Origin of the sequence: Sphingomonas suaedae (assembly GCF_007833215.1) — a bacterium.
Classification (GTDB): Bacteria; Pseudomonadota; Alphaproteobacteria; order Sphingomonadales; family Sphingomonadaceae; genus Sphingomonas; species Sphingomonas suaedae.
The window spans coordinates 2,649,384-2,669,859 of record NZ_CP042239.1 but is presented as its reverse complement, the minus strand read 5'-3'; the positions used below and the strand labels follow the sequence as shown (position 1 = coordinate 2,669,859).

Below are 20,476 nucleotides of genomic sequence, written 5' to 3'. Positions count from 1 at the left end.
TCGCTGACGGGAGGCGTCTCGCACGGGGCGCCGCCCGCCAACCATAGCAGCAACAACAAGGTTTGGCTTTTGATGACCGGTGCCAGCGTGTCCCCCGTCCAGCCCGTGCCGCAGATCCGGCTCTATCGCGACTGGCTGGCGCAGACGCACGGTCGAACCTTTGCGAGCTTCGAGGCGCTGCATCGGTGGTCGGTGGAGGATCTCGACGGGTTCTGGCGCAGTATCTGGGCGTTTGACGGCATCGAATCGCCGACGCCCTTCACCGCCGTCCTGAGCGACGACGCGATGCCGGGCGCGCGCTGGTTTGAGGGCGCGCAGGTCAATTACGCGCGGCACGTGTTTAGGCATGTAGATGCGGCGGACGCGGCGGGGCAGCCGGCGATCATCGCACTGGACGAGCGCGGCGGCAGCGTGACATTCAGCTGGGCCGAGCTGCGGCGGCAGACGGCGGCGCTGGCGCTGGCGCTGCGCGCACGCGGGATCGCGCCGGGGGATCGCGTCGCGGCCTATCTGCCCAATATCCCGGCGGCGGTGATCGGACTGCTCGCCTGTGCCAGCATCGGCGCCATCTGGACCCTGTGCTCGCCAGACATGGGCACCAATGCGGTGTTGGATCGGTGGCGCCAGACCACGCCCAAGGCGCTGATCGCGGTCGACGGTGTCTTCTATGCGGGCAAGGCGCTGGATCGCGCGGCAGCCGTGGAGGAATTGCGCGCGCAACTCCCCAGTATCGAAAGCGTCTTCCGCGTCGCGAGCGGCTGTGCCGTGGGTGACGTACCGGGTGCCATCGAGTTTGCCACCACCATTTCGCGCGACGACGACGCCGTCGCCGCGTTCGAGCCGGAATGGCTGCCGTTCGATCATCCGCTGTGGATCCTCTATTCCAGCGGCACTACCGGACTGCCCAAGGCGATCGTTCACGGCCATGGCGGCGTGCTGATCGCGACTGCGGCCGGGCGGCTACACTTCGACCTTGGCCCCAGTTACGGGCCCAATAATTTCGGCGAACGCTTCCATTGGTACAGCGCCAGCGGCTGGGTGATGTGGAACATCCAGGTCGGCGGGCTGCTCAGCGGCACGACCATCTGCCTGTTCGACGGATCGCCGAGCGGGACCAAGGCGGATCCCGACTGGACGCGGCTGTGGGACTTCGCAGCGGCCAGCGGGGTTACCTGGTTCGGTGCCGGAGCGGCCTTTTTCGCCAGTTGCCGCAAGGCCGGGGTCGACATCATGCGCATCCCAGGGATCGCGCATATTCGCGCGCTGGGCAGCACCGGGTCGCCGCTGCCCCCCGATGTGCAGCGCTGGGGCAGTGCGCAATTCGCGCAGCTTGGGCGTCCCGACATCTGGTGGTGCAATGTCAGCGGCGGAACCGAGATTGCCGCCGCCTTCATGGCCGGCAATCCCGAACTGCCCGACACGCCGGGCCGTCTGCAATGCCGTCACCTCGGCGCGGCGATCGAGGCGTGGGACGAGCAGGGCAGGCCGGTCGTGGATGAAGTGGGCGAGCTGGTCTGTACGCGCCCGTTCCCGAGTATGCCGCTCTATTTCTGGGGCGACGCGGATGGCAGCCGTTACCATGATTCCTATTTCGCGACCTGGCCCGGCGTGTGGCGGCACGGCGACTGGCTGACGATCGGCAGCGACGGCAGCTGCACCATCTCCGGCCGCAGTGATGCGACGATCAACCGGCACGGGGTCCGCATGGGCACGGCGGAAATCTATGCCGCGGTCGACCAGCTGCCTCAGGTCGCCGACACGATGCTGATCGATCTCGAAACCGCGCAGGGGGACAGCCAGCTGATCCTGTTCGTCGTCCCGACCGAGGGATGTGCGGTGGATGCGGCGATGGAGACGGCGATCGCGGCGGCGATCCGTACCCGCCTGTCGCCGCGCTTCGTGCCCGATCGCGTGATCGCCGCGCCCGGCATCCCGCGCACCTTGTCCGGCAAGAAGCAGGAGCTGCCGATCAAGCGCCTGTTTGCCGGCTGGCCGGTCGAGAAGGTGGTCAGTCCCGACGCCACCGCCACGCCGGAGGTGCTGCCCTGGTACATTGAGCAGGCGCATCAATGGCGGCAGCGTGTATCGGATGCCTGCGTCGGAGCGGTCTCTTGAAGGCCGGGGTGGTCGGCGCGGGCCTGATGGGGGCCGAGATCGCCCTGGTGTTCGCCCTGTCGGGACATCGCGTCGCGCTGCACGATCGAAGCGAAGAGGCGCTGGCCCGCGCCATCGCGCGGTTGCGCGGCGTGCTGGACAAGGGCGTGGCGCGCGGGGCCTATGCGGGTGCAGCGGCCGATGACGCGCTGACGCGGATCGTGCCGGTCACCAGCCTCGACGCCATGCGCGACTGCGCTATCGTGACGGAAGCGGTGTATGAGGCGCTCGAGGCCAAGGCGGATGTACTGCGCGGGCTGGATCAAATCTGCGCGCCGTCCTGCATTTTCGCGACCAACACCTCGACGCTGCCGATCTCGACCCTCGCCGCGTTCCTGACCCCGGAGCGGCGCGGGCGGTTCATCGGCACCCACTATTTCTCGCCGGTGTCGCGAATGCAACTCGTCGAAGTCATTTCCGGCTTCGCGACCGGCAAGGCCGTCGCGGACGAAGTGGTTTCGTTGATGACCGATATCGGCAAGCGGCCGGTGCGCGTCCGCGACGTTGCCGGCTTTGCGGTCAACCGGATGCTCCACGCGCTGCTGATCGAAGCGGTCAAGCTGGTCGAGGAGGGCGTCGCGACGCCCGCCGACCTCGATATGGCGTGCCGCCTCGGCCTGGGCCACCCGATCGGCCCTTTCGCGATGATGGATATCGTCACGTCGGACCTTTGCCTTCAGGTACAGGGCATCCTGCACGACGCCTATGGCGAGCGGTTCCGCCCGCCCGCGCTGTTGAAGCGGCGCGTTGCTGCGGGGCTTGGCGGCGGCAAGGGCCGGACGGGCTGGATCGACACAGAATAACATGGATAGGAAGGGATCGACGCCGATGGCGATCAACCAGACGCTGCCGCAGCAGGGGGATGCAGATACCGTCCGAAACGGCAAGGGCGGCTTCGTGCTGGGGATGCTGTGCTGCGTCTATGTGCTCAACTTCCTCGATCGCCAGCTGGTTTCGATCCTCGCCAAGCCGATTCAGGACGGTCTGCAGATCACCGACAGCCAGCTTGGCTATCTCACCGGCTTCTATTTCGCACTCTTCTATTGCTTCATCGCCATTCCCATCGGCTGGCTCGCGGACCGGTCGAACCGGGTAAAGATCCTGTCGCTCGCCTGCGGACTGTGGAGCGGCGCGACCGTCGCCTGCGGCATGGCGGGCAATTACGGTCAGCTCGCTGCCGCGCGGATGGCAGTTGGCGTGGGCGAGGCGGGCGGCGTCCCGCCATCCTATGCGATCATCTCCGACACCTTTCCGCGCGAGCAGCGCGGCACGGCGATGGGCATCTTCAACCTCGGCCCGCCGATCGGGTCGGCGTTGGGCGTCGCCTTCGGCGCGTCGCTCGCCGCCGCCTATGACTGGCGTGTGCCCTTCTACGTCGTCGGCGCGATCGGTATACTCACCGCCATCCTCGTCTATTTCCTCGTGCCCGAGCCGGTGCGCGGCCGTTTCGATCCCCCGCCTGTGCTCGACGCCGGCGTGCCCAGGCCCAGCTTCGGCCGGGCGATCATCGGCTTCTTCGGCAACAAGCTGCTCGCGGTCGCAGCACTCGCCAGCGGCGCCGCCAATTTCATCACCTATGGTCTGGCCAACTTCGCCACGCTGTTGCTGATGCGTGAAAAAGGCATGACGCTCGAAGAGGTCGCGATCTGGTACGCGCTCGCCGTCGGCCTCGGCATGGGCACTGGCATCTTCGTATCGGGCAAGCTGATCGATCGCTTCGCCGTCCGGAACAAGGCGGCCTATGCCACCATACCGGCGCTGTCGCTCGTGCTCGCGCTGCCCTTCTTCCTCGGCTTCGCAGCGGCGGACCGGTGGGAGGTGGCGCTCGCGCTTCTGTTCGTCCCGCTGTTCCTCAATTCTTTTTTCCTCCCCGCGACGGTCACCTTCGTCCAGAGCGAGGTGGCGCCGGACGCACGGGTGATCTCCGGCGCCTTGCTGTTGCTCGTCATGAACCTTGTCGGCCTCGGCCTTGGCCCGACCTTTGTCGGCATCGCGAGCGACTTCTTCCGCGCCGATTATGGCGGCCATTCGCTGCGGATGGCCTTTTACGCGCTGGCGCCGATGTATCTCATCGCCGCCCTGCTCTTCCTGTGGCTCGCCCGGCTGATCAAGCGATCGTCGGCGACCGGCGTGGCGTGAACATGGCTGGAAAGATGGTGAAAAGGATCATGAAGGGCACCCCTTGCATCGCCGTGCTCGCCGCGACTGCGCTCTGGACCGTTCCGAATGTGGCGCACGCCCAGGCGCGCAAACCGGCCCCTGACGCCGCCGCGCGCTGCGCCGCGCTCGCGGGCCTGAATCTGCGCGATACGACCATCGCCAGCGCGGTGCTGGTGCCCGCCAAGCCCGCAGAAGCAACGATCGCGGGGGATGTTCCCGGCTATCGCAGCTTCTGTCGCGTCGTCGCGCGCGTGCGGTCCGAGCCCGGCTCCGACATCGGCGTCGAGCTGTGGCTGCCGGTGCAGGGCTGGACCGGCGTGTTCCACGGCAATGGCAGCGGCGGGTTCGCCGGCACCTTTGCGCTCGGCTATTCGGGCATGGTGGAGGGGCTGCGGCGTGGCTTTGCGACCGCCACGACCGATGCGGGAACCGCCCCCGCCACGCCACTTGAAGGCGATGCGCTGATCGGTCAGCCGCGCAAATGGCGAGACTGGGGACGCCTCTCGACTCATGTGATGACCACGACCGGCAAGGCGATCACCCGGGCATTTTACGGGCAGGATCCCAGGCGCTCCTATTACACGGGCTGCTCGACCGGCGGCCAGATGGGGCTGATCGAAGCGTTCCATTACCCCGAGGATTATGACGGCATTCTGGTGGGCGCGCCGGTCATGAACCGAACCTGGGGCCACGCCGCCGTGCTGTGGAACTATGCCGCCGCGAACCGCGCGCCCGGCCGCCTGCTTTCCGAAGCCAAGCTCAAGCTGCTCAACAACGCCGCGATCGCGACGTGCTGGCGGCAGGGTCACGCGTTGGCGGGCGATCGCTTCATCTCCGACCCGATGAGGTGCACGTTCGATCCGCAGGTTCTACAGTGTACCGGCGCAGTGTCGGACAGTTGCCTGACGCCAGGCGAGGTCGCGACCGCGCGCGCCTTCTATTCCGGGCCGACCGACCGCGATGGTAAGCCCAGCTATCATGGCTGGCTGCCGGGCAGCGAGATGCCCGATACCTTCGGCTGGTCCTTCCTGCAAAAGCCGATCGCCGACCAGCCGCCCTTCGGCGCGCTGTTCAAATGGGTATTCGGCCCCAATTGGGACTGGAAGGGCTTCGATTTCGACCGCGACATGCCGCTCGTCGATGCGCGGCTCGGCGCAATCGTCAACGACGCCACACGCGGCAGCCTCGCGCCCTTCGCGGCACGTGGCGGCAAGCTGATCGTCTTTCACGGACTTGCCGACACCCTTGTCCCGCCGGGTCAGTCGGTCGCGTTCTTTGACCGCAAAGCCGCGCAGATGGGCGACGCCAGCAAACTCTCGGACAGCGCGCGCCTGTTCCTCGCGCCGGGCATGATGCATTGCGGCGGCGGCACCGGCCCCGACGCGTTCAACACCACGCTCGGCATCCCGCCAAGGCCGCCGTCCGACGATGCGCGGCACGATCTGTTCTCTGCGCTGATCGCCTGGGCCGACAAGGGCGAGGCACCCGATCGTGTCGTCGCAACCAAATTCGATACGGAGGAACCGGGCAGGATCGACATGCAGCGGCCGCTCTGCCCCTATCCGCAGCGGGCGGTGTATCGCGGAATCGGATCGACGGCCGCGGTGAGCAGCTTCCGGTGCGAGACACCGTCCGACCGGTGAGGCGAAGGAGACCGCATCGTCGTGGCCCATGCGGGGCGACCTGGCAGCCGCGTGGCGCCTCTTCACCGGTGGCACGGGTGCGCAGATGATCTCAGATCGCGGTCACACCACTGGGCGGTAGCCTCTGCCGAACGCGAGACCGGCAGAGGCTGATAGCGAGCTACTTTCCCGCCGTCATTTTGTTCAAGAGTACATCCAGCCGATAGACATGAGCGGGATAGGCAAGAATCGCATTCATGCGATCCTTGTCGCGAAAAATGTCGCCGCCGCCGCCCGCCACATGTGCGTCGCGGCCCGCAATGTTCGGAAACGCTTCGAAAATGCCGAACGTCGTGGCGGAATAGCGCACGCCGAACCACGGGCCGGTAGCGGGTTCGTCCAGGACGCAGCCGTAAATATCGCGCAGCATCCGTTCGACCTCTGCCTCCTTCCCCGGTCTGGCTTCGATATGAATGTAGAATGCCTTGGGTCCGTCCTCGCCATTTTCGCCGGTGACCAAAACGCCCCGATGAGCCACGTCCGAGTGTCGTTCAGGCGAAGGTCGCTCAGGCTCTGGAATAGGACCAGGCCCGGTCGCCAGATTCTCCGGTCGGGTGGATGGCGGGGTGCCTTTGGTCATCGTCATTTCCTCAAAAATGCGTCTGAGCGGTCGAAGCCCGGCCCTGATGCCAGGACGAATTCTAGGCCCGTGGGCGGCAGGCGCCATTGAGCATTTCGGTCCCAGCTTTCACTTTTTGCAACACGGCCGCGATGCTATCGGAGTTCCCATGCACTTGCCCGCCACGCGCACGCTTCGGGCGTTCATTGCCGCGGCGCAATTGGGCAGTCTTGCGGCGGCCAGTGCCAGGGTCGCCATGTCGGTGCCGGCGCTGTCGCGGCGGATCGCCAGTCTCGAACAGGAGCTGGGCGTCAAGCTTCTTGAACGCGTGCCTCGCGGTGTGATCCTGACCCCTGCTGGCCATCGCTACCTTGCGCACGCGGAGGCCGTTATCGATCGCCTCCAGGTTGCGGCGTCAACGTTGCGCCAGAACGCTGCGGTCGTGCGCGTGACGACGATACCGGCGTTTGCGACACGCTGGCTTCTGCCACGCCTGCCAGCATTTAACGCACGTCATCCGGATATCGAGGTCGATGTACGGACATCGTTCATCTTCGAGCGGATGGATGCGGGCGAATATGATCTTGCCATCAGGCTGGCACCCGATCGGGAGATGATGAACGATCCTTTGTTGCCCGTCCACCTCATGCCGGTCTGGAGCGCGGCGCACCCACGATCCATTCACTGCCCCGCTGACGTCCTCGATCATATGATCTTGGGACCAGACCATCGGCCGGAGTTCTGGCAGGAATGGATTCGGGCTTTCGGACTGGAGGATCGGGACATCGTGCCGCGCGGGATTGACTCGCATCTTCTGTACGAGCGCGTCCTGGGCGGGGTTGGCGTTGCAATCGGCATCGGGCCCCTTGTCGCTGGGCTGTTGGCCGAGGGGCGTCTCAAGGCGCTGGAGACCGCCCGTCTGCGATCGGAACGCAGCTTTTTCCTGGTCGAGCCTGTGGCAATGCGCAGCCGCGCTGCACGGCTGTTCCGAGATTGGCTGCGCGAAGTCGCAATGGATGAGCCTGCTTGCAGTTAAATTCTCTGGTCCAGAAGTGACCGATAACTTCCGGCCGCGCGACGACCGGCGAAGCATCTCAGCGTCTTTTCGATGCTGGATAGGATCTCCTCCTTGGACACGTCGCCGGGATGCACCGCCACCCGGACCGTCCGCAACGGGTGAAGCGCCTGGCGGGCGAGCGCTGCGAAGGCCAGCGACGACGCCGTCCGCGCTGTCGATCTGCTGGCCCAGGTGATCACCGGTCCGCGTGCCACGACCCTACCCGTCTGTGGGATCCACACCTTCATATGGTCCTCGACGATATCGAAGCTGCTGTCGCGCAAGGCATGTATTGCTCCCGGCCCATAGAGCCATGCGGGTGCGATGAACCCGGCGCTTTTGCGACCGATGATATCCTCGACGAGCGCTCGTCCGTCCTCCATCCTGCGTGCAGCCTCAGTGTAGGACAGGCCGAGAAATTCGCCCTCGCTCGCCGTCATGTATCTGGCCTTCAGGCCGGCGAGACCGTGATGTTCGGCGGTGTCCCTGTGATACCAGCCATGGACGAACATCTCGATGCCGCTGTCGGACCAGGCCTTGAGGCGATTGGCGAAGGGAGTGCCGGGGCGGATCGGGTGACGCCCCCAATGATCCGGCACGACGAGCATGGCGAAGCGCGAACATCGGAGCGTATCGGTCAGCAGTCCGGCGAGCTTGTCCACCTCCCGTTCCGACCCCGGCCCGACATCGTGAATCGATGCAAGGAGTCTGCGCCCCTCAGAAACGGGCATTGATCCCCATCCTCACCGTTCTCGGCCGCAACGGCGTGCGCTGATTCCCCTCGGCCACGGAAAATGGATTGCCATAGGAGAAGCGATTGGCCCGGCTGTCCATCAGGTTCTGGATGTCCAGTGAAAGGCCCCAGCGTCCAAAATCGGCCCGTGCTCCAACAGCCGTGTCGAAATAGTCTCCCTGCGAAAGATCGAACGGAGCGCGCACACCCAGATACGAGGTGCCGATATATCCGACCGATCCGTCCAGCGTGATTTTCCTATTGCTGATCCAGGGCTCGAAACGCGCGGTAAGCCGCCCCCCGCTGTCGGCGACATTGGGCAGGTTCGCTTCCGTGTTGCCCTGGAATTCGGGTGTGGGCCGATCCAGCTTGCTGGTCGTGTTGAACGCCGACACTTCAAGGCTGAGCGTCGATGTGGCCTGCCAGGCGAGATTGGCCGATACATAGCGCACCTGCGCCGAGCCGAGATTGGCGACATAGGGAAAGCCCGCATTTGTCACGAGATCGGCTTGCACCCTGTCCCATCTTGAATAGGCATAGGAAAGTCCGCCCGACAGCCGCGACCCTGCGTCGGTGCCAAAGCGCATGCCTACCTCCGATGTGCGTACCTCGTCGGGCGCGAAGCTGGTCACCTCGGCCTGATCGCCGCTTCCGATCAACTGCTGCGCTCCCGGCCGGAAGCCTTCCTGATAGCGCAGATAGCCAATCACGCCGTGCCATGGTTTCCACGACAGAGCCGCAGTCGGTAGAAACCGCATCAAAGGACGGGCTGGTTCAGCAGCAGCTTCGCCGGCTGCGGTATCGAAATCATCGAACCGCACGAATAGGGACAGCCGCCCCCCGCCCGTGATCGAGACATTACCCCCGAGGGGCAGCGTCGCCTCGCCGAACACTGCAACGTCCAGAGTTTCCGACCGAACCTTGGAGATCGGCGCGAGCGCATCGGCAGGACCGAGAAATCGGTCGATGCGATTGACGTTGTGGGCAATCGAAAGCCCCGAGACCCAGTTGGAAATCCGGTTCGTCGATCCCGAAATCCGCGTCTCATGGGTCAGCAGCCTGACCTCCATGTCCTCATCGAATAGCGTCGGGATCTGTGCGGTGGCGGCCGTGGCGTCGAATACGGTGTTGATCGAATGATAGGTATAGGAAGTGTTCGACACGAGACTGGCGAAGCCGAGGTCTGCCCGGACGGTCGCGAAACCCAGGCGATAGTCATTGTCGAAGGGTTGCGCGAAAAAGGATCGACGCGTGAGCGCGGATGAGCGCGGAGCATCGGTGTATTGCCCATCGGCGCTGCCCGTGTCCTGGGAAACGAGTCCGGCCTCGAAGCTCAATCCGGCGTCGAACGCCATTCGGAAGGTTGCCCGCACTCCCAACACGCTCGTGCGATTGACGTCGGACAGGCCGCGCCCGAGATCGTCGATATAGCCTGGTCGGATAATACGATATCCGACAATCCGGGCCGCGGCGCGGCCCCCGATCGGGATATTGGCGACAATGGCGCCGTCTCCGCCAAACCGGTTGCCGGTCATCGCAACCGCTGCGGTTCCGCTGATCTCGAACGCGCCGAAAGCAGGTCGGCGGGGTACGATATGGATGACGCCGCCCAGTGACCCTGCGCCATAGAGAGTCCCCTGCGGGCCTTCTACCACCTGGACCTTCTCGATGTCGTACAGCGCGAGGTCGGGATCGGGAGCGCTATAGGTGAGCCTGCTTTCTCCGAAATACTGGCTGACCGTCGACTGCAACTGCCCATTGAAGCTGCTGTCGGCAATTCCCCGGACGAAGATCTTGTTGCGGCCCGACCCAAGATTGGTCGAGGCGAGGTTTGGAAGATCTCGAAGCAGGACCTCGCTGCCCCTGCTGCCGGAATGAAGGCTTTGTGCGTCGTCGAAGGGGACGGAATGAAAGGCACCCGGATAGTCGGCGCGCGCGACATTCTGTTTGCTTGCCGTAACGACGACCTCTTCCGGCGGAAGATCGGCCAGGGGCGGGGGTGAAGGGGCTATGACGGGCTTCCGCTGGTCGCGAACCGCTCCACGATCGCGTCGGACGGGCTGGCGAAACAACCTCACCACATCCCCCCGCGAAATTCGAAAATCATACCCCGTACCTTGGAGCAGTCTGCGCAAGCCTTCGCGAAGCGTATATCTTCCCTTGAGAGCGCCGACCCGGACCGACCTTAATGCCGGATCGCTGGTGTCGATCGAAACGCCCGCCTGTGTGGCCAGCGCTATCAATGCTATGTTCAATGGACCGGCGGGAACATCGAACGCGATTTCCTGGGCTGCATATGCTGGCAACGTGACCGCTGCACAGACAAACGGTGCGCTCGCCAGAAGCAATCTGCTGATCACCGAGCTTCGACGGACCAGCGCGCCCCGTCAGCGACAATTTTCTCGCCGATCAGTTCCTCCAGGCGCTCGCGCAGTGCATTCCGGTTTCCATCGGTCTGAATCACACCCGAAAAACGCCTCGAGCGCAGCGTTTGCGGAAGTTCGAGCGATATGCCGACCGACCTCGACAGGTCGTCGGCGACCTGTTCCAAAGGAGCCTGATCATAAACGAGTTTGCCGTCGGCCCAGCTTCCGATCGATGCGATGGGCCTCTGCGAAACCCGAATCCGGCCGCCATCATCCGCGGCAAGACTGTCCCCTGGTCGAAGATCGACCGTCCGCGCCATCCCCTCGTAGCGGACCGCGCCCTCCGATACCGCGACGCGAAGCTGTCGATCCGTGCGGACGACGTTGAACACCGTCCCCAAATCAACCAGGCGTTGCTCGCCTGCGACAACGATGAACGGATCAGACTTATCGTGTTTTACGACAAATCGCGCTTCACCTCGGGTGATCTCGACAGACCGGGCGTCGTTCTTGTCGAGGATAACCTGGGTGCCGCCATTGAGCAGGATCGCGCTCCCGTCCGCAAGTGAAACGCTTCGCGTCTCGCCCGCCGGGGTCTCGACCGAATAGCGCGAATCCCGATCGGGCAGCATCTGGACCCCCAGCAGGCCAGCCACGACTATCGAAGCTGCGAGCGCACCCCAGCGCCATTGGGGCCGGCGCACTGGTTCGCCGCTCCCATCATAAGCGACAACATCCTCGTCATTGCTGAATTCCGGCCTGTGCCCTGGTTCATCGTCGGACGGAAAACGCGCGCTTTCAAGCAGGAGCGACATCCGTGCGTCCCCGTCCGCGACAGCCTCATAGGCGTCATTGTGCGCGGGATCGGCTTCCAGCCACGCTGCGAAGTCGATCCATGCATCCTCGTCGGCATCCTTGAGCCGCACGTGCCAGGCGATTGCCTGCTCGATCATCGCACGATCAGGAAGAACGGACATCGTCGGCCTCCGTTCGCGGGACCCGCGGGGTGTCATCCAGTTCCTCGCGCAAAAGCAGAAGCTTGCGATACGCCCGTTGGAGATGCTTCTCGACCGCGCTCAAGCTGAGACCGAAGCGGTCGGCAATGGCTCTTTGGGACAGGCCGTCGAGCCGATACATCCTCAAAATTTGCGCCGTCCGGCCCGGCATCGACGCAATGACCCGATCGACCCGCGCAAGTTCATCGCGCGCGATCGCACTCTGCTCGGGCGAGGGCGCGGCGTCGGTCTCAAGGTCGGGGCCCGTCCGATTGCGCGTCCAGTGATCATCTCGCTCCTGCTGCCGCCGACGCCTCCGCCGATGGTCGTGCAAGAGGTTGTTCGCCATCTGATAAAGATATGCCCGTGGGTGGCTGATGGGACCGGTGCCGACACTGGTCAGTTTTACATACAGCTCCTGCAACAGATCTTCCACTTCGGCAGGGTCACATTGGCGCGCAAGCAGGAAGCGCAGCAAATCCGGCCGCATTTCGCCCAGCAGTTGAGCAAGGCCCGTTTCGCCTGTGATCGACTCTTCGCCACGTGGTGACATAGGACTCCCATAAGGGGCGCGCCGCCACCCGGGCAACGCATTAGGCAATGACGCACGCTTTTGGGCGGCTTTCGACATCAGGGGCGGTCCTTCCAGATGAGGGGCCTCCAGGTTTCCGACCTTGCGGCGGCAGGCCCGGCGCCTGCCCCAGGCGCATGTCGTGACGTTCCCAAGGCATGGAGCGGCCTTGGTGCAAATCCGCCAATCGGGTCGATGCTGCCCATGCCTGATTCCCTGGCGAGTCGTTTCGTGTGTAGTGCGTTAGACGCCGCGGATCGTGCTGAACCGCACACGCAAGGAGACGATCGCTGCCTAAGGCGCGACGCGCGGATCGAAACGGAATCTGGGGGCCACGCATCTGCTAGTTGCGCGACCGACGAACGTTTTGAACGACCCTGCTTGCCCAAAGATCGACAAAGCCCCGGCCGAAGACGGTCTCGGCCCTGGTCAGCCCGGAGACGAACAAGCCCCAGATCATGAGAATACCGGCTGCCAGCAGTTCAGGCTGGGTCGAGTGACCGTCCATCAGCGGGGCCAACATCTTCAAACCCGCCACCAGCGAGACGACGCCGGCAAGGATTCCCACCGCTCCCGACTGTCGCCTGGGGGGCCTGCCCAGGACCAGCGCCAGTGACGGCAGGATCAGTATGAGTGCCGCCCAGAGACATCGCCCATAGACAGCCGAGCGACTGGACGCCGTGCCGATTTCCCAAAGCCTCCCGATCTCGATCCGCTTGAGAGGTTGCGCTGACGTTCCGCGTCGCGCGTCTTCTCTTTCACTGATGCGGTAAGCAAAACGGGCAAAGTCGACGACCCTCGCGCCGTGTTCTTGTACGACCTGTCCGTCGCGCAATTCGATCGCCATCGCCCCGGAGGGCAGTTGCCAGAAATGTCCCTGCCTTGCGGTAAACACATTGTCTTCCGCGCGGAGAAAAAGCCCGACAAGCTGTCCATTGTTCGGATCGATCTTTTCGAACAGCAACATGCTGTCGGATCCAAGATCGATGAATTGGCCGGCCTGTAGCCGATAGCCGAATTCACCATTCTCCATGCGCCTGGCGATTTCCGCAATTTTGGTTTCGCCGGCAGGCACCAGCCAGCCCTGGTTCAACAGGGTCAGAACACTGACCATCACAGCCAGTGCGAGCGGATAGCGCATCCAGCGGACCGACGAAATTCCGCACGCCTCGATCGCGTCCAGCTCGCCGCGAAGGGCAAGCTTTCGGATGGTCAAGGCGATGCCGAGAAACAGCCCGACCGGTAAGCCGATGCCGCCATATTCCGGAAGGAGGCTCGCCACAATATGCGCCACGATATATCCACGGCGCCCCGAATGACCGGTCATTTCCAGGAGGCGGGGAAGATTTTCGAGCATCATCAGCGACATGACAATGGCCAGCACACTGCCCATCGTGCCGAGTATCTGGCCCAGAATATAGCGATCGAGGATCGCGACACGAAAAGACATTGCCGCGCTCACGCCGCCGAGGAGAGCCCACCCAGGGTCAGGTTCCGGTACATCCCAAACAGCGCTGCGAAGTGATCGTCCATCGCGCGCACCGTCCGATCGCTCGGGCGCACAGCAAAGCTGCCTGGCAACGCAAGGATCGCGCGCACCAGATCCCCAGGATCCGCGGCGCGATAGGCCAGTTCGATCCGGTCCTTGGCAAAGTCGGCCGCACCGCCGCGATCGGGTACGATCACCGGTATGCCGCTGGCGCTCGCTTCCGCTGCCGTCATGCAAAAGGTTTCGGCTTCACAGCCATGCAGGAAGGCATCGGCGCTCGCCAGGATGCTGGCAAATCGCTCCCGATCGCGTTCGGGGCGGAACAGCCGGATATGGGGGTTCCCGCCGATCGACCGCAGGATATGCATATCGTCCCGGCCTTCGCCAAAGATCGCAAGGCCCAGCTCGCGATGCCGACCAGCGATCGTCACCGCCTCGACCAGCATCGGCAAACGCTTCTCCGGCGCTAGTCTGCCCGCGGCCACGAGCAGGGTGGCGTCGGTGCCGAGACCACATTCTGCAAGAAGGCTGGCGCGCAGGTCCGGATCGCGTCTGCGGGCCGAAAAAAGTCGGGGCTCGACACCCATCGGGACGGTCACGACATTGGCGACGCCGCCTGCCTTCATGCGCGAAGACAGATTTTCGCTGGCGCAGACGACCGCATCGTAAAGCCGCCCCAGCTGCCGCAAATGATCCCAGTACCGCGCGAAGCGGCGGTCGATCGTCTCGCGACTGACAATGGGTTCCAGCCAGCGATAGGCATAGGCCGAGAGCGGATCGGCATGCATGATGAGCGCCTTGGGTATTTCCGGTCGCCAATTTGCCACCATGAGCGGACTTCGCCATGGCGACGAGGCTTCGACGAAATCCGGCGCCAATTTGTCCAGCGCCGCATGGAGCGCTCGCTCATCGCCGAAATACCAGTATTTCCGGTCCAGCGGGAAGCGTGGGGAGGCGATCGTCTGAATACGGGCGCACGGTCCGAACTCGACCACTATATCCTGGTCGGCAGGCGCCAGGATCGTGATGTCCTGACCCATCCGCTCTGCCAGCGCCAGCTTCTGGCCGACATAGGTTTTCACGCCGCCGCCCCGCGGAGAATAGAACGCGCAGACATCAACGATTTTCATGGGTGTTTTCCCGTCGTCGCAGCGGGCGCATTCCCAGGCCGCGATGATAGTTCATGACGATCTCGAGCCGTGTCGGGCCTGTGCGGGCTGCCGCGCTGGCATCGGAAGCGCGGGGCTTGCCCCATCCCAGCCTCGGATTGCCCGCAAACCCTATCCCATCGACGCGCCAGCCGAATTTCCGGTTACCGTCCCGGTCATGCAGCAGGCTGACCGCATAGCGGCCCGCCGATGGAACCCGTACGCAGAGCTGCACTGGGCCCGTAGCGGGGACTGGCTGTTCAACCCTGCGGAACGTCTTTCCCGCCGAAATCAAAATATTGTCGTCTTCCAGGAAGTCCGCGTCGTTTGCCGGATAAACTTCGAGCTTGAGCTTCCCGCGGCGGTCCTTGAGGCCGTCGACGTCGACAAGAAATGAAGGTCCGAATTCATTGGATCGGCATCTGCCTTCAGCCGTCCCGAGGTCCGGCGTCGAGGGGACGCTGGCGTTTTCCAACAGGGCACCAGCCATGAGGCTAAAGAGCAGCCGCGTCATTGCGCCTCCCCCTCGAAAGCAGGTCTGCCAAGGCGAAGCCGGCTCCGGCAAGCACATGTGACGCGAGGGACAGCCCCGCCATGAGCGCCATAAGCCCCGAAATTTCCACGTCGCCGCCAAGGGCGAGTACGGCTATTCCGGCGAACAGAAGCTCCTTGTTCGGCACGAAGGGCAGTCGAAAGATCAAAAGGCGCATGGCCGCCAGGATGAGCCACCAGCCAAGTTCGACGTCCGGCAACACCAGGTGCCACAGCGCCGCTGAAAAAAGGGTCGTCGCGAGGGTCCGGAGGAGGTGGACCGAGAAGACCATCCTGAGCTCTTTCCGATCGAGCGAGAAAAGCGAACGGCGCAGCAACATGACCGCGAGCGAGGTTCCGATGACGACTGCGAGGGACCAGCCGATCGCAGCGGCATGGTCATGCAGCGGCAGCAGCCTTACGAAGGGGAACGCCGCAGCGAGAAAGAGAAGGCTGGCCACATTGCCCGCCACGGCCGACAGCACCGCCACGTCCTTGACTGCTCCGAACGGTGTGGTTTCGAATTTGAGGTTTCGACGTGCCCAGCCGTAGAAATAGACCTCTCCGAGATAGCTCAGGAGCAGCTCATTATAGATGAACTTGCGGACCAGGGCGCCGAAGGCGTTGGCTCCAACGCCCCAGAGACGTCGGAAAATGAACCAGTCGCCTGCCGGACCGGCCAGATAGGTGATGGCAAACAGACCCCAGAATGTCGGCGAAGCCGGCATCATCCCGACTATCTTCGCAAGATCGAGGTTTCGCGCCTGGTAGATCGCCGCTCCGACGATGATCAGTGAAACGCTTGTACCCAGAACGCCGCCCAGAGCCGCCATCGCCTTGCGATCCTGCGGTTCGAACGAGAACCTCCCCGTGGGCGCAAGCGCGAGCGTTTGATCGGGCATTCCCGGGCCTTGTTCGTTGGTAAGGCCCGCTAGACGCCGCGGGCGCGCCATATCCGCACCCCGCCATATGTTTTCGGGCTAATTAACTGGCCGAAGGCGGGGCGTGTGCCGCGCTTCATGCGTGACGCGGGCGCGCAGGAACTGTTCAACGAAGACCCGTCCACCTTCCAGACCTGGTTTGTCGAGCGCGTCGGCTGGCTTCCCAATGCTGCGCAAGAGCGCAGACCGGGGGATTGAGGGGCGGATATCTGCCACTGCCCCCGGCAATCGGGGTGCGAATCGGTCGCAAGCTCGAAGTCCGTTTCACAAGCGTGCGCACTCGAAAGTGGACAGTCCGGAACCGGCCGCGAGCTGCGGGGCTGGCTTTGGCATTGGCGGCTTGTCAGAAAAGCGCCCCACTAGCGGTCCTTCGGTCCGCGAGCGGTTGCGCATTAAACCCCAAGTTCAAGGGAAGGCATCAGTTGGATCGGACGCTGGCCCAATCCAACCCGAACCGTGCCAAGTACTTTCGCAGCCGATCGGCATCGTTTGCGGAACTGCGCCGTGCACGGGACGCGGCAAAGAGTGCGCGGCCAGCTTCGGAGAGCGATCGGCTGCGACGGCAGACGCGCACGGTTTCGGCCAGCTGCACGCGGTCGAACGGGTCGATCGCGTCCAGCGCTTCCGGGGGCAGCAGGCCTGTCAGCGGGTCGGTATCGGCTCCGGCTTGTCCCGACCACAGGCGTCTCAGCCGATCGATCTCCGCGTCGACGCATTCGCTGTCGATGCGTCCCTTGGGGCTCAGCGTCGCCATGCGGGTGATACTCGCGGCGAGGTCGCGGAAATTGCCCGGCCAGTGCGCATCGGGTCCGGTGGCAAAGGCAAGGTAGCGCTGCCGCGCCTCGCGATTGAAGCTGGCGCGGTCCCCTTCGCGTTCGGCAAAGCGGTCGAGCTCATAGTCGAGATTGGGTTCGATATCCTCGCGCCGGTCGGCAAGTCCGGGCAGGCGAAAGGTCCACAGGTTGAGACGCGCGTAGAGATCGTCGCGAAATGCACCCTTCGCCACCGCTTCGCCCAGGTCACGGTTCGTCCCCGCGATCAGCTGGAACTCCGAAGCCGCCTCCTTGTCTGCACCGACCGGCAGGAAGCGCTTGTCCTCAATCGCGCGCAGGATCATCGCCTGCTCGTCGAGGCCCAGTTCGCCGATCTCGTCGAGGAACAACATGCCCTTGTCGGCCGATCGCAACAGGCCCGGACGGTCGGCGACCGCGCCGGTGAACGCGCCCTTGCGGTGGCCGAACAGCGCCGACATCGCGCCGTCACCCTTGAGCGTCGCGCAGTTGACCTCGACGAACGGTCCGGCGACCTGGTGCTTGAGTCGCTTGAGCTGATAGATGCGCCGCGCCAGCTGGCTCTTGCCGGCCCCGGTCGGCCCCATCAGCAGGATCGGCGCCTTGGACCGCAGCGCGACGCGCTCGATCTCGTCGATCATGCGGTTGAAGGCTGCGTTGCGCGTCTCGATCCCGGATTTGAGGAACGAGGCGCTCTCCGCACTGACCGCCGCAAAGCGGGTCGCGATGCTGTCATATCGCGACAAATCGAGGTCGATCACCGTCCAGCGCCCCGGCGCGCTCCCGCTCTCCAGCTTGGCCGCAGGCTGGGTCTGCAGCAATCGGCCCGGCAGATAGCGCGCCTCGGTCAGCAGGAAGAGACAGATTTGCGCGACGTGCGTGCCGGTGGTGATGTGGATCAGATAATCCTCGGCCTCCGGATCGAACGGATAGCCGCGCACGAAATCGAGCAGCTTGCCGTACACCTCCTCGAAATCCCACGGGTCGGTGAACTCGATCCGCTGCGGCTCGACCCGCGTTTCGGGAGAGACCGACGCGATATCCTCCGCGACATAGTCGGCGAGGCGGCCATGCTTGCTGCCGTGGAGCAGCACGAAGCGGTCGACGCGCAGATCCTCATGCATCGTCAGCGCGACCGAGGGACGCCATTTGCCCCAACGCGATGGCCCGAACTTGCTGGCATCGAGCGTGGAGCCGAGAAAGCCGATCACTACCAGTGGTTTCATGCTTATCCTGTAGGATAAGATGCGATCCATAGCGATATGAATCTTCAGCACTTGTGAATGCCGCTCGTCGCCCACCATCCCTCGTTTGGCGACTTTAAATCATTATATATCAGTATGTTCAATGATCTCGCGTCATTATGTCACCAAACTGGCACGGCTCCTGCAAAGCTATCCGTGTCGAATGGAAGCGGTCGAACCTTCCACCCGGCACGCGGAACGCGGGGCGACCGGAATGGGCTGGTCGCCCCCGAGGAATTTCAAACGGGCGCCAATGGGTGTCTGACCAAGGGAGTTGGACGATGGCCAACAAGGGACTGTTCGCTTCGGCGATCGCAAAGCTGCTTCCGGCACCGGACACGGTGAACCGGGAGGACGCGCCGGCCTATGCCTATGGGCCGGAAGCGCTGCTCGCGCAGCTTGCGGCGACCGGCACGATGGGTGACGCCTATTACGCATCCGCCGAAGCGCAGCTGAAGCAGATGCTCGACGCGCTTAACGCGGTCGACCCGTTCTATGCGGCGCAGGTCGCGGTCTATGCCCGCAAGTCGGGGGCAATGAAGGACATGCCGGCGCTGATTGCCGCATGGCTGACGGTCGCGGATCCCGATCTGTCGGTCCGCGTCTTTGGCCGCGTGATCGACAATGGCCGGATGCTGCGCAACTTCGTGCAGATCCTGCGCTCGGGTCAGGTCGGGCGCACCTCGCTCGGGTCGCGTCCGAAGCGGCTGGTCCAGCGCTGGCTGGAGCAGGCGTCGATGCGCGATCTGATGGCGGCTGCGACGGGCAATGCGCCCTCGCTCGCCGACATCGTGCGGATGGTGCACCCCAAGCCTGCGGACGCGGAGCGGCGCGCATTTTATGGCTGGCTGATCGGCAAGCCCTATGATGTCGCCGCGCTCCCGGCCGAGATCGCCGCGTTCGAGACGTGGAAGCGCAACCCACGCGGGATCGCGCTGCCGCCGGTGCCGTTCGAATGGCTCACCGCCTTTCCGCTGCGCGATGTGCAGTGGGGCGAGCTGGCCGGGCGGATGGGGTGGCAGGCGCTGCGGATCAACCTCAACACGCTGGCGCGCAATGGCGCGTTCGGGGTGAAGGGGGTGACCGAGCGCGTCGCCGAACGGCTCGCCGATGCCGAAGCGCTGACCAAGGCGCGCGTGCTGCCCTATCAGGTGCTGATGGCGCTCAACGCGGCCGGGGACGGCGTGCCGCTGAAGGTTCAGGGGGCGCTGGAGGATGCGCTGGAAGCGTCGCTGCGCAACGTGCCCGCGATCCGCGGCAATGTGGTCGTCTGCCCCGATGTGTCGGGGTCGATGAGCTCGCCGGTCACCGGGGTCCGCAAGGGCGCCACGACCAAAATGCGTTGCATCGACATTGCCGCTCTGGTCGCTTCGGCGATGCTGCGGACCAATGCGAAGGCCCGGGTGCTGCCGTTCGAGCAGCGCGTGGTGCGCCTGAACCTTGATCCGCGTGCGCGGCTTGCCGTCAACGCGGCAAAGCTGGCGGCGGTTGGCGGCGGCGGCACGAGCGTGTCGGCACCGCTGGCGCAGCTGGTGGCGGAGAATGCGGCGGTCGACCTGGTGGTGATCGTGTCGGACAATGAGTCGTGGGTGGACCAGAACCGCCGCGGCGCGACCGAGACGATGCGCCAGTGGGACAAGATCAAGCGGCGCAACCCGAGCGCAAAGCTCGTGTGCATCGACATCCAGCCCTATGGAACCACCCAGGCTTCCGGTCGGGCGGACATTCTCAATGTCGGGGGCTTCTCCGACGCGGTGTTCGACACCGTCGCACGCTTCGCCCGTGGCGAGACGCGCGACTGGGTCAGCACCGTCAAGCAGACGGAGGTTTGAACAAGGCCGTGGCGAATGCCGGTGGGACTACATCCACCACAGAGAGTCCCTATGGGCAAAGCGCCCCGACTGCTGCAAGGCACCGGGGAGATGCGGGTTCGAATCCCGCCCGCTGGAGGTAGCTTAAGGACGCGCTGTCTCACCGATTCTCGTCGCCACGGCCAACCTATTCACAGGGCGAATGCCGGTTGGACTACATGGGTGTCGCGGGTTCGAATCCCGC

The 20,476-nt window shown here is 64.3% G+C and carries 16 protein-coding genes; 6 read left to right on the top strand and 10 right to left on the bottom strand.

Annotated elements, in window-relative coordinates:
* Positions 1–72: 72 nt before the first annotated feature.
* From FPZ54_RS12620 to FPZ54_RS12605, 4 genes are read left to right on the top strand one after another with little or no spacing between them, the layout of a single operon-like run.
* Complete coding sequence (locus FPZ54_RS12620) at positions 73–2,115, top strand: acetoacetate--CoA ligase (RefSeq protein ID WP_145847697.1); 2,043 nt, start codon at positions 73–75, stop codon at positions 2,113–2,115.
* Positions 2,112–2,957 carry a 3-hydroxyacyl-CoA dehydrogenase family protein gene (locus tag FPZ54_RS12615; protein WP_222428302.1) on the top strand — a complete coding sequence of 282 codons (846 nt, stop codon included), beginning with the start codon at positions 2,112–2,114 and terminating at the stop codon, positions 2,955–2,957. Before FPZ54_RS12620 ends, FPZ54_RS12615 begins: the two co-directional genes overlap by 4 nt.
* A 1-nt stretch (position 2,958) precedes the next feature.
* Positions 2,959–4,293 carry a spinster family MFS transporter gene (locus tag FPZ54_RS12610; RefSeq protein ID WP_239019563.1) on the top strand — a complete coding sequence of 445 codons (1,335 nt, stop codon included), beginning with the start codon at positions 2,959–2,961 and terminating at the stop codon, positions 4,291–4,293.
* A gap of 29 nt (positions 4,294–4,322) precedes the next feature.
* Positions 4,323–5,957 (top strand): tannase/feruloyl esterase family alpha/beta hydrolase, encoded by a 1,635-nt coding sequence (locus FPZ54_RS12605; protein ID WP_145847691.1) that lies wholly within the window; start codon positions 4,323–4,325, stop codon positions 5,955–5,957.
* Positions 5,958–6,117: 160 nt separating this feature from the next.
* Here the strand turns inward: FPZ54_RS12605 and FPZ54_RS12600 are convergent, their stop codons facing one another.
* The gene (locus tag FPZ54_RS12600; RefSeq protein WP_222428301.1) at positions 6,118–6,576 is read right to left on the bottom strand and encodes a putative quinol monooxygenase; all 459 of its coding nucleotides are present in this window, start codon (positions 6,574–6,576) and stop codon (positions 6,118–6,120) included.
* On the opposite strand from FPZ54_RS12600, the gene FPZ54_RS12595 reads away from it, so the two are divergent.
* Positions 6,563–7,591 carry a LysR family transcriptional regulator gene (locus tag FPZ54_RS12595; RefSeq protein WP_145847690.1) on the top strand — a complete coding sequence of 343 codons (1,029 nt, stop codon included), beginning with the start codon at positions 6,563–6,565 and terminating at the stop codon, positions 7,589–7,591. The two genes, FPZ54_RS12600 and FPZ54_RS12595, sit on opposite strands and share 14 nt — an antisense overlap.
* Here FPZ54_RS12595 and FPZ54_RS12590 read toward each other — a convergent pair.
* The 9 genes from FPZ54_RS12590 to rtcR form a co-directional block, all read right to left on the bottom strand.
* Positions 7,588–8,343 (bottom strand): polysaccharide deacetylase family protein, encoded by a 756-nt coding sequence (locus FPZ54_RS12590; protein ID WP_145847688.1) that lies wholly within the window; start codon positions 8,341–8,343, stop codon positions 7,588–7,590. The two genes, FPZ54_RS12595 and FPZ54_RS12590, sit on opposite strands and share 4 nt — an antisense overlap.
* Positions 8,330–10,705 (bottom strand): TonB-dependent receptor, encoded by a 2,376-nt coding sequence (locus FPZ54_RS12585; protein ID WP_145847686.1) that lies wholly within the window; start codon positions 10,703–10,705, stop codon positions 8,330–8,332. Before FPZ54_RS12585 ends, FPZ54_RS12590 begins: the two co-directional genes overlap by 14 nt.
* Positions 10,702–11,664, bottom strand: a complete 963-nt coding sequence (locus tag FPZ54_RS12580; protein WP_186456758.1) for a FecR family protein — start codon at positions 11,662–11,664, stop codon at positions 10,702–10,704. The genes FPZ54_RS12585 and FPZ54_RS12580 overlap by 4 nt, the downstream gene beginning before the upstream one ends.
* Before the next feature lie 7 nt (positions 11,665–11,671).
* Positions 11,672–12,259, bottom strand: coding sequence for an RNA polymerase sigma factor (locus FPZ54_RS12575; RefSeq protein ID WP_186456757.1), 588 nt, complete (start codon positions 12,257–12,259; stop codon positions 11,672–11,674).
* 361 nt (positions 12,260–12,620) lie between these two features.
* A complete protein-coding gene (locus tag FPZ54_RS12570) occupies positions 12,621–13,727 on the bottom strand; it encodes an LptF/LptG family permease (protein WP_145847680.1) in 1,107 nt (368 codons plus the stop codon).
* Positions 13,728–13,735: 8 nt separating this feature from the next.
* Positions 13,736–14,896 (bottom strand): glycosyltransferase, encoded by a 1,161-nt coding sequence (locus FPZ54_RS12565; RefSeq protein WP_145847678.1) that lies wholly within the window; start codon positions 14,894–14,896, stop codon positions 13,736–13,738.
* Positions 14,883–15,428, bottom strand: coding sequence for a DUF2141 domain-containing protein (locus FPZ54_RS12560; RefSeq protein WP_145847677.1), 546 nt, complete (start codon positions 15,426–15,428; stop codon positions 14,883–14,885). The genes FPZ54_RS12565 and FPZ54_RS12560 overlap by 14 nt, the downstream gene beginning before the upstream one ends.
* A complete protein-coding gene (locus FPZ54_RS12555; RefSeq protein ID WP_145847675.1) occupies positions 15,409–16,347 on the bottom strand; it encodes a hypothetical protein in 939 nt (312 codons plus the stop codon). Before FPZ54_RS12555 ends, FPZ54_RS12560 begins: the two co-directional genes overlap by 20 nt.
* A gap of 457 nt (positions 16,348–16,804) precedes the next feature.
* Complete coding sequence (gene rtcR / locus FPZ54_RS12550) at positions 16,805–18,403, bottom strand: RNA repair transcriptional activator RtcR (protein WP_145847673.1); 1,599 nt, start codon at positions 18,401–18,403, stop codon at positions 16,805–16,807.
* Between the two features lie 299 nt (positions 18,404–18,702).
* Here rtcR and FPZ54_RS12545 point away from each other — a divergent pair, with 299 nt between their 5' ends.
* The gene (locus tag FPZ54_RS12545) at positions 18,703–20,253 is read left to right on the top strand and encodes a vWA domain-containing protein (protein ID WP_145847671.1); all 1,551 of its coding nucleotides are present in this window, start codon (positions 18,703–18,705) and stop codon (positions 20,251–20,253) included.
* Positions 20,254–20,476: the final 223 nt, after the last annotated feature.

Bases quoted from the DNA above. Each gene is read 5' to 3' on its own strand.
- FPZ54_RS12600 (WP_222428301.1), bottom strand. From the start codon at position 6,576: ATGACCAAAGGCACCCCGCCATCCACCCGACCGGAGAATCTGGCGACC.
- FPZ54_RS12610 (WP_239019563.1), top strand. From the start codon at position 2,959: ATGGATAGGAAGGGATCGACGCCGATGGCGATCAACCAGACGCTGCCG.
- rtcR (WP_145847673.1), bottom strand. From the start codon at position 18,403: ATGAAACCACTGGTAGTGATCGGCTTTCTCGGCTCCACGCTCGATGCC.
- FPZ54_RS12605 (WP_145847691.1), top strand. From the start codon at position 4,323: ATGAAGGGCACCCCTTGCATCGCCGTGCTCGCCGCGACTGCGCTCTGG.
- FPZ54_RS12560 (WP_145847677.1), bottom strand. From the start codon at position 15,428: ATGACGCGGCTGCTCTTTAGCCTCATGGCTGGTGCCCTGTTGGAAAAC.
- FPZ54_RS12580 (WP_186456758.1), bottom strand. From the start codon at position 11,664: ATGATCGAGCAGGCAATCGCCTGGCACGTGCGGCTCAAGGATGCCGAC.
- FPZ54_RS12620 (WP_145847697.1), top strand. From the start codon at position 73: ATGACCGGTGCCAGCGTGTCCCCCGTCCAGCCCGTGCCGCAGATCCGG.
- FPZ54_RS12555 (WP_145847675.1), bottom strand. From the start codon at position 16,347: ATGCCCGATCAAACGCTCGCGCTTGCGCCCACGGGGAGGTTCTCGTTC.
- FPZ54_RS12545 (WP_145847671.1), top strand. From the start codon at position 18,703: ATGGCCAACAAGGGACTGTTCGCTTCGGCGATCGCAAAGCTGCTTCCG.
- FPZ54_RS12565 (WP_145847678.1), bottom strand. From the start codon at position 14,896: ATGAAAATCGTTGATGTCTGCGCGTTCTATTCTCCGCGGGGCGGCGGC.
- FPZ54_RS12575 (WP_186456757.1), bottom strand. From the start codon at position 12,259: ATGTCACCACGTGGCGAAGAGTCGATCACAGGCGAAACGGGCCTTGCT.
- FPZ54_RS12570 (WP_145847680.1), bottom strand. From the start codon at position 13,727: ATGTCTTTTCGTGTCGCGATCCTCGATCGCTATATTCTGGGCCAGATA.
- FPZ54_RS12590 (WP_145847688.1), bottom strand. From the start codon at position 8,343: ATGCCCGTTTCTGAGGGGCGCAGACTCCTTGCATCGATTCACGATGTC.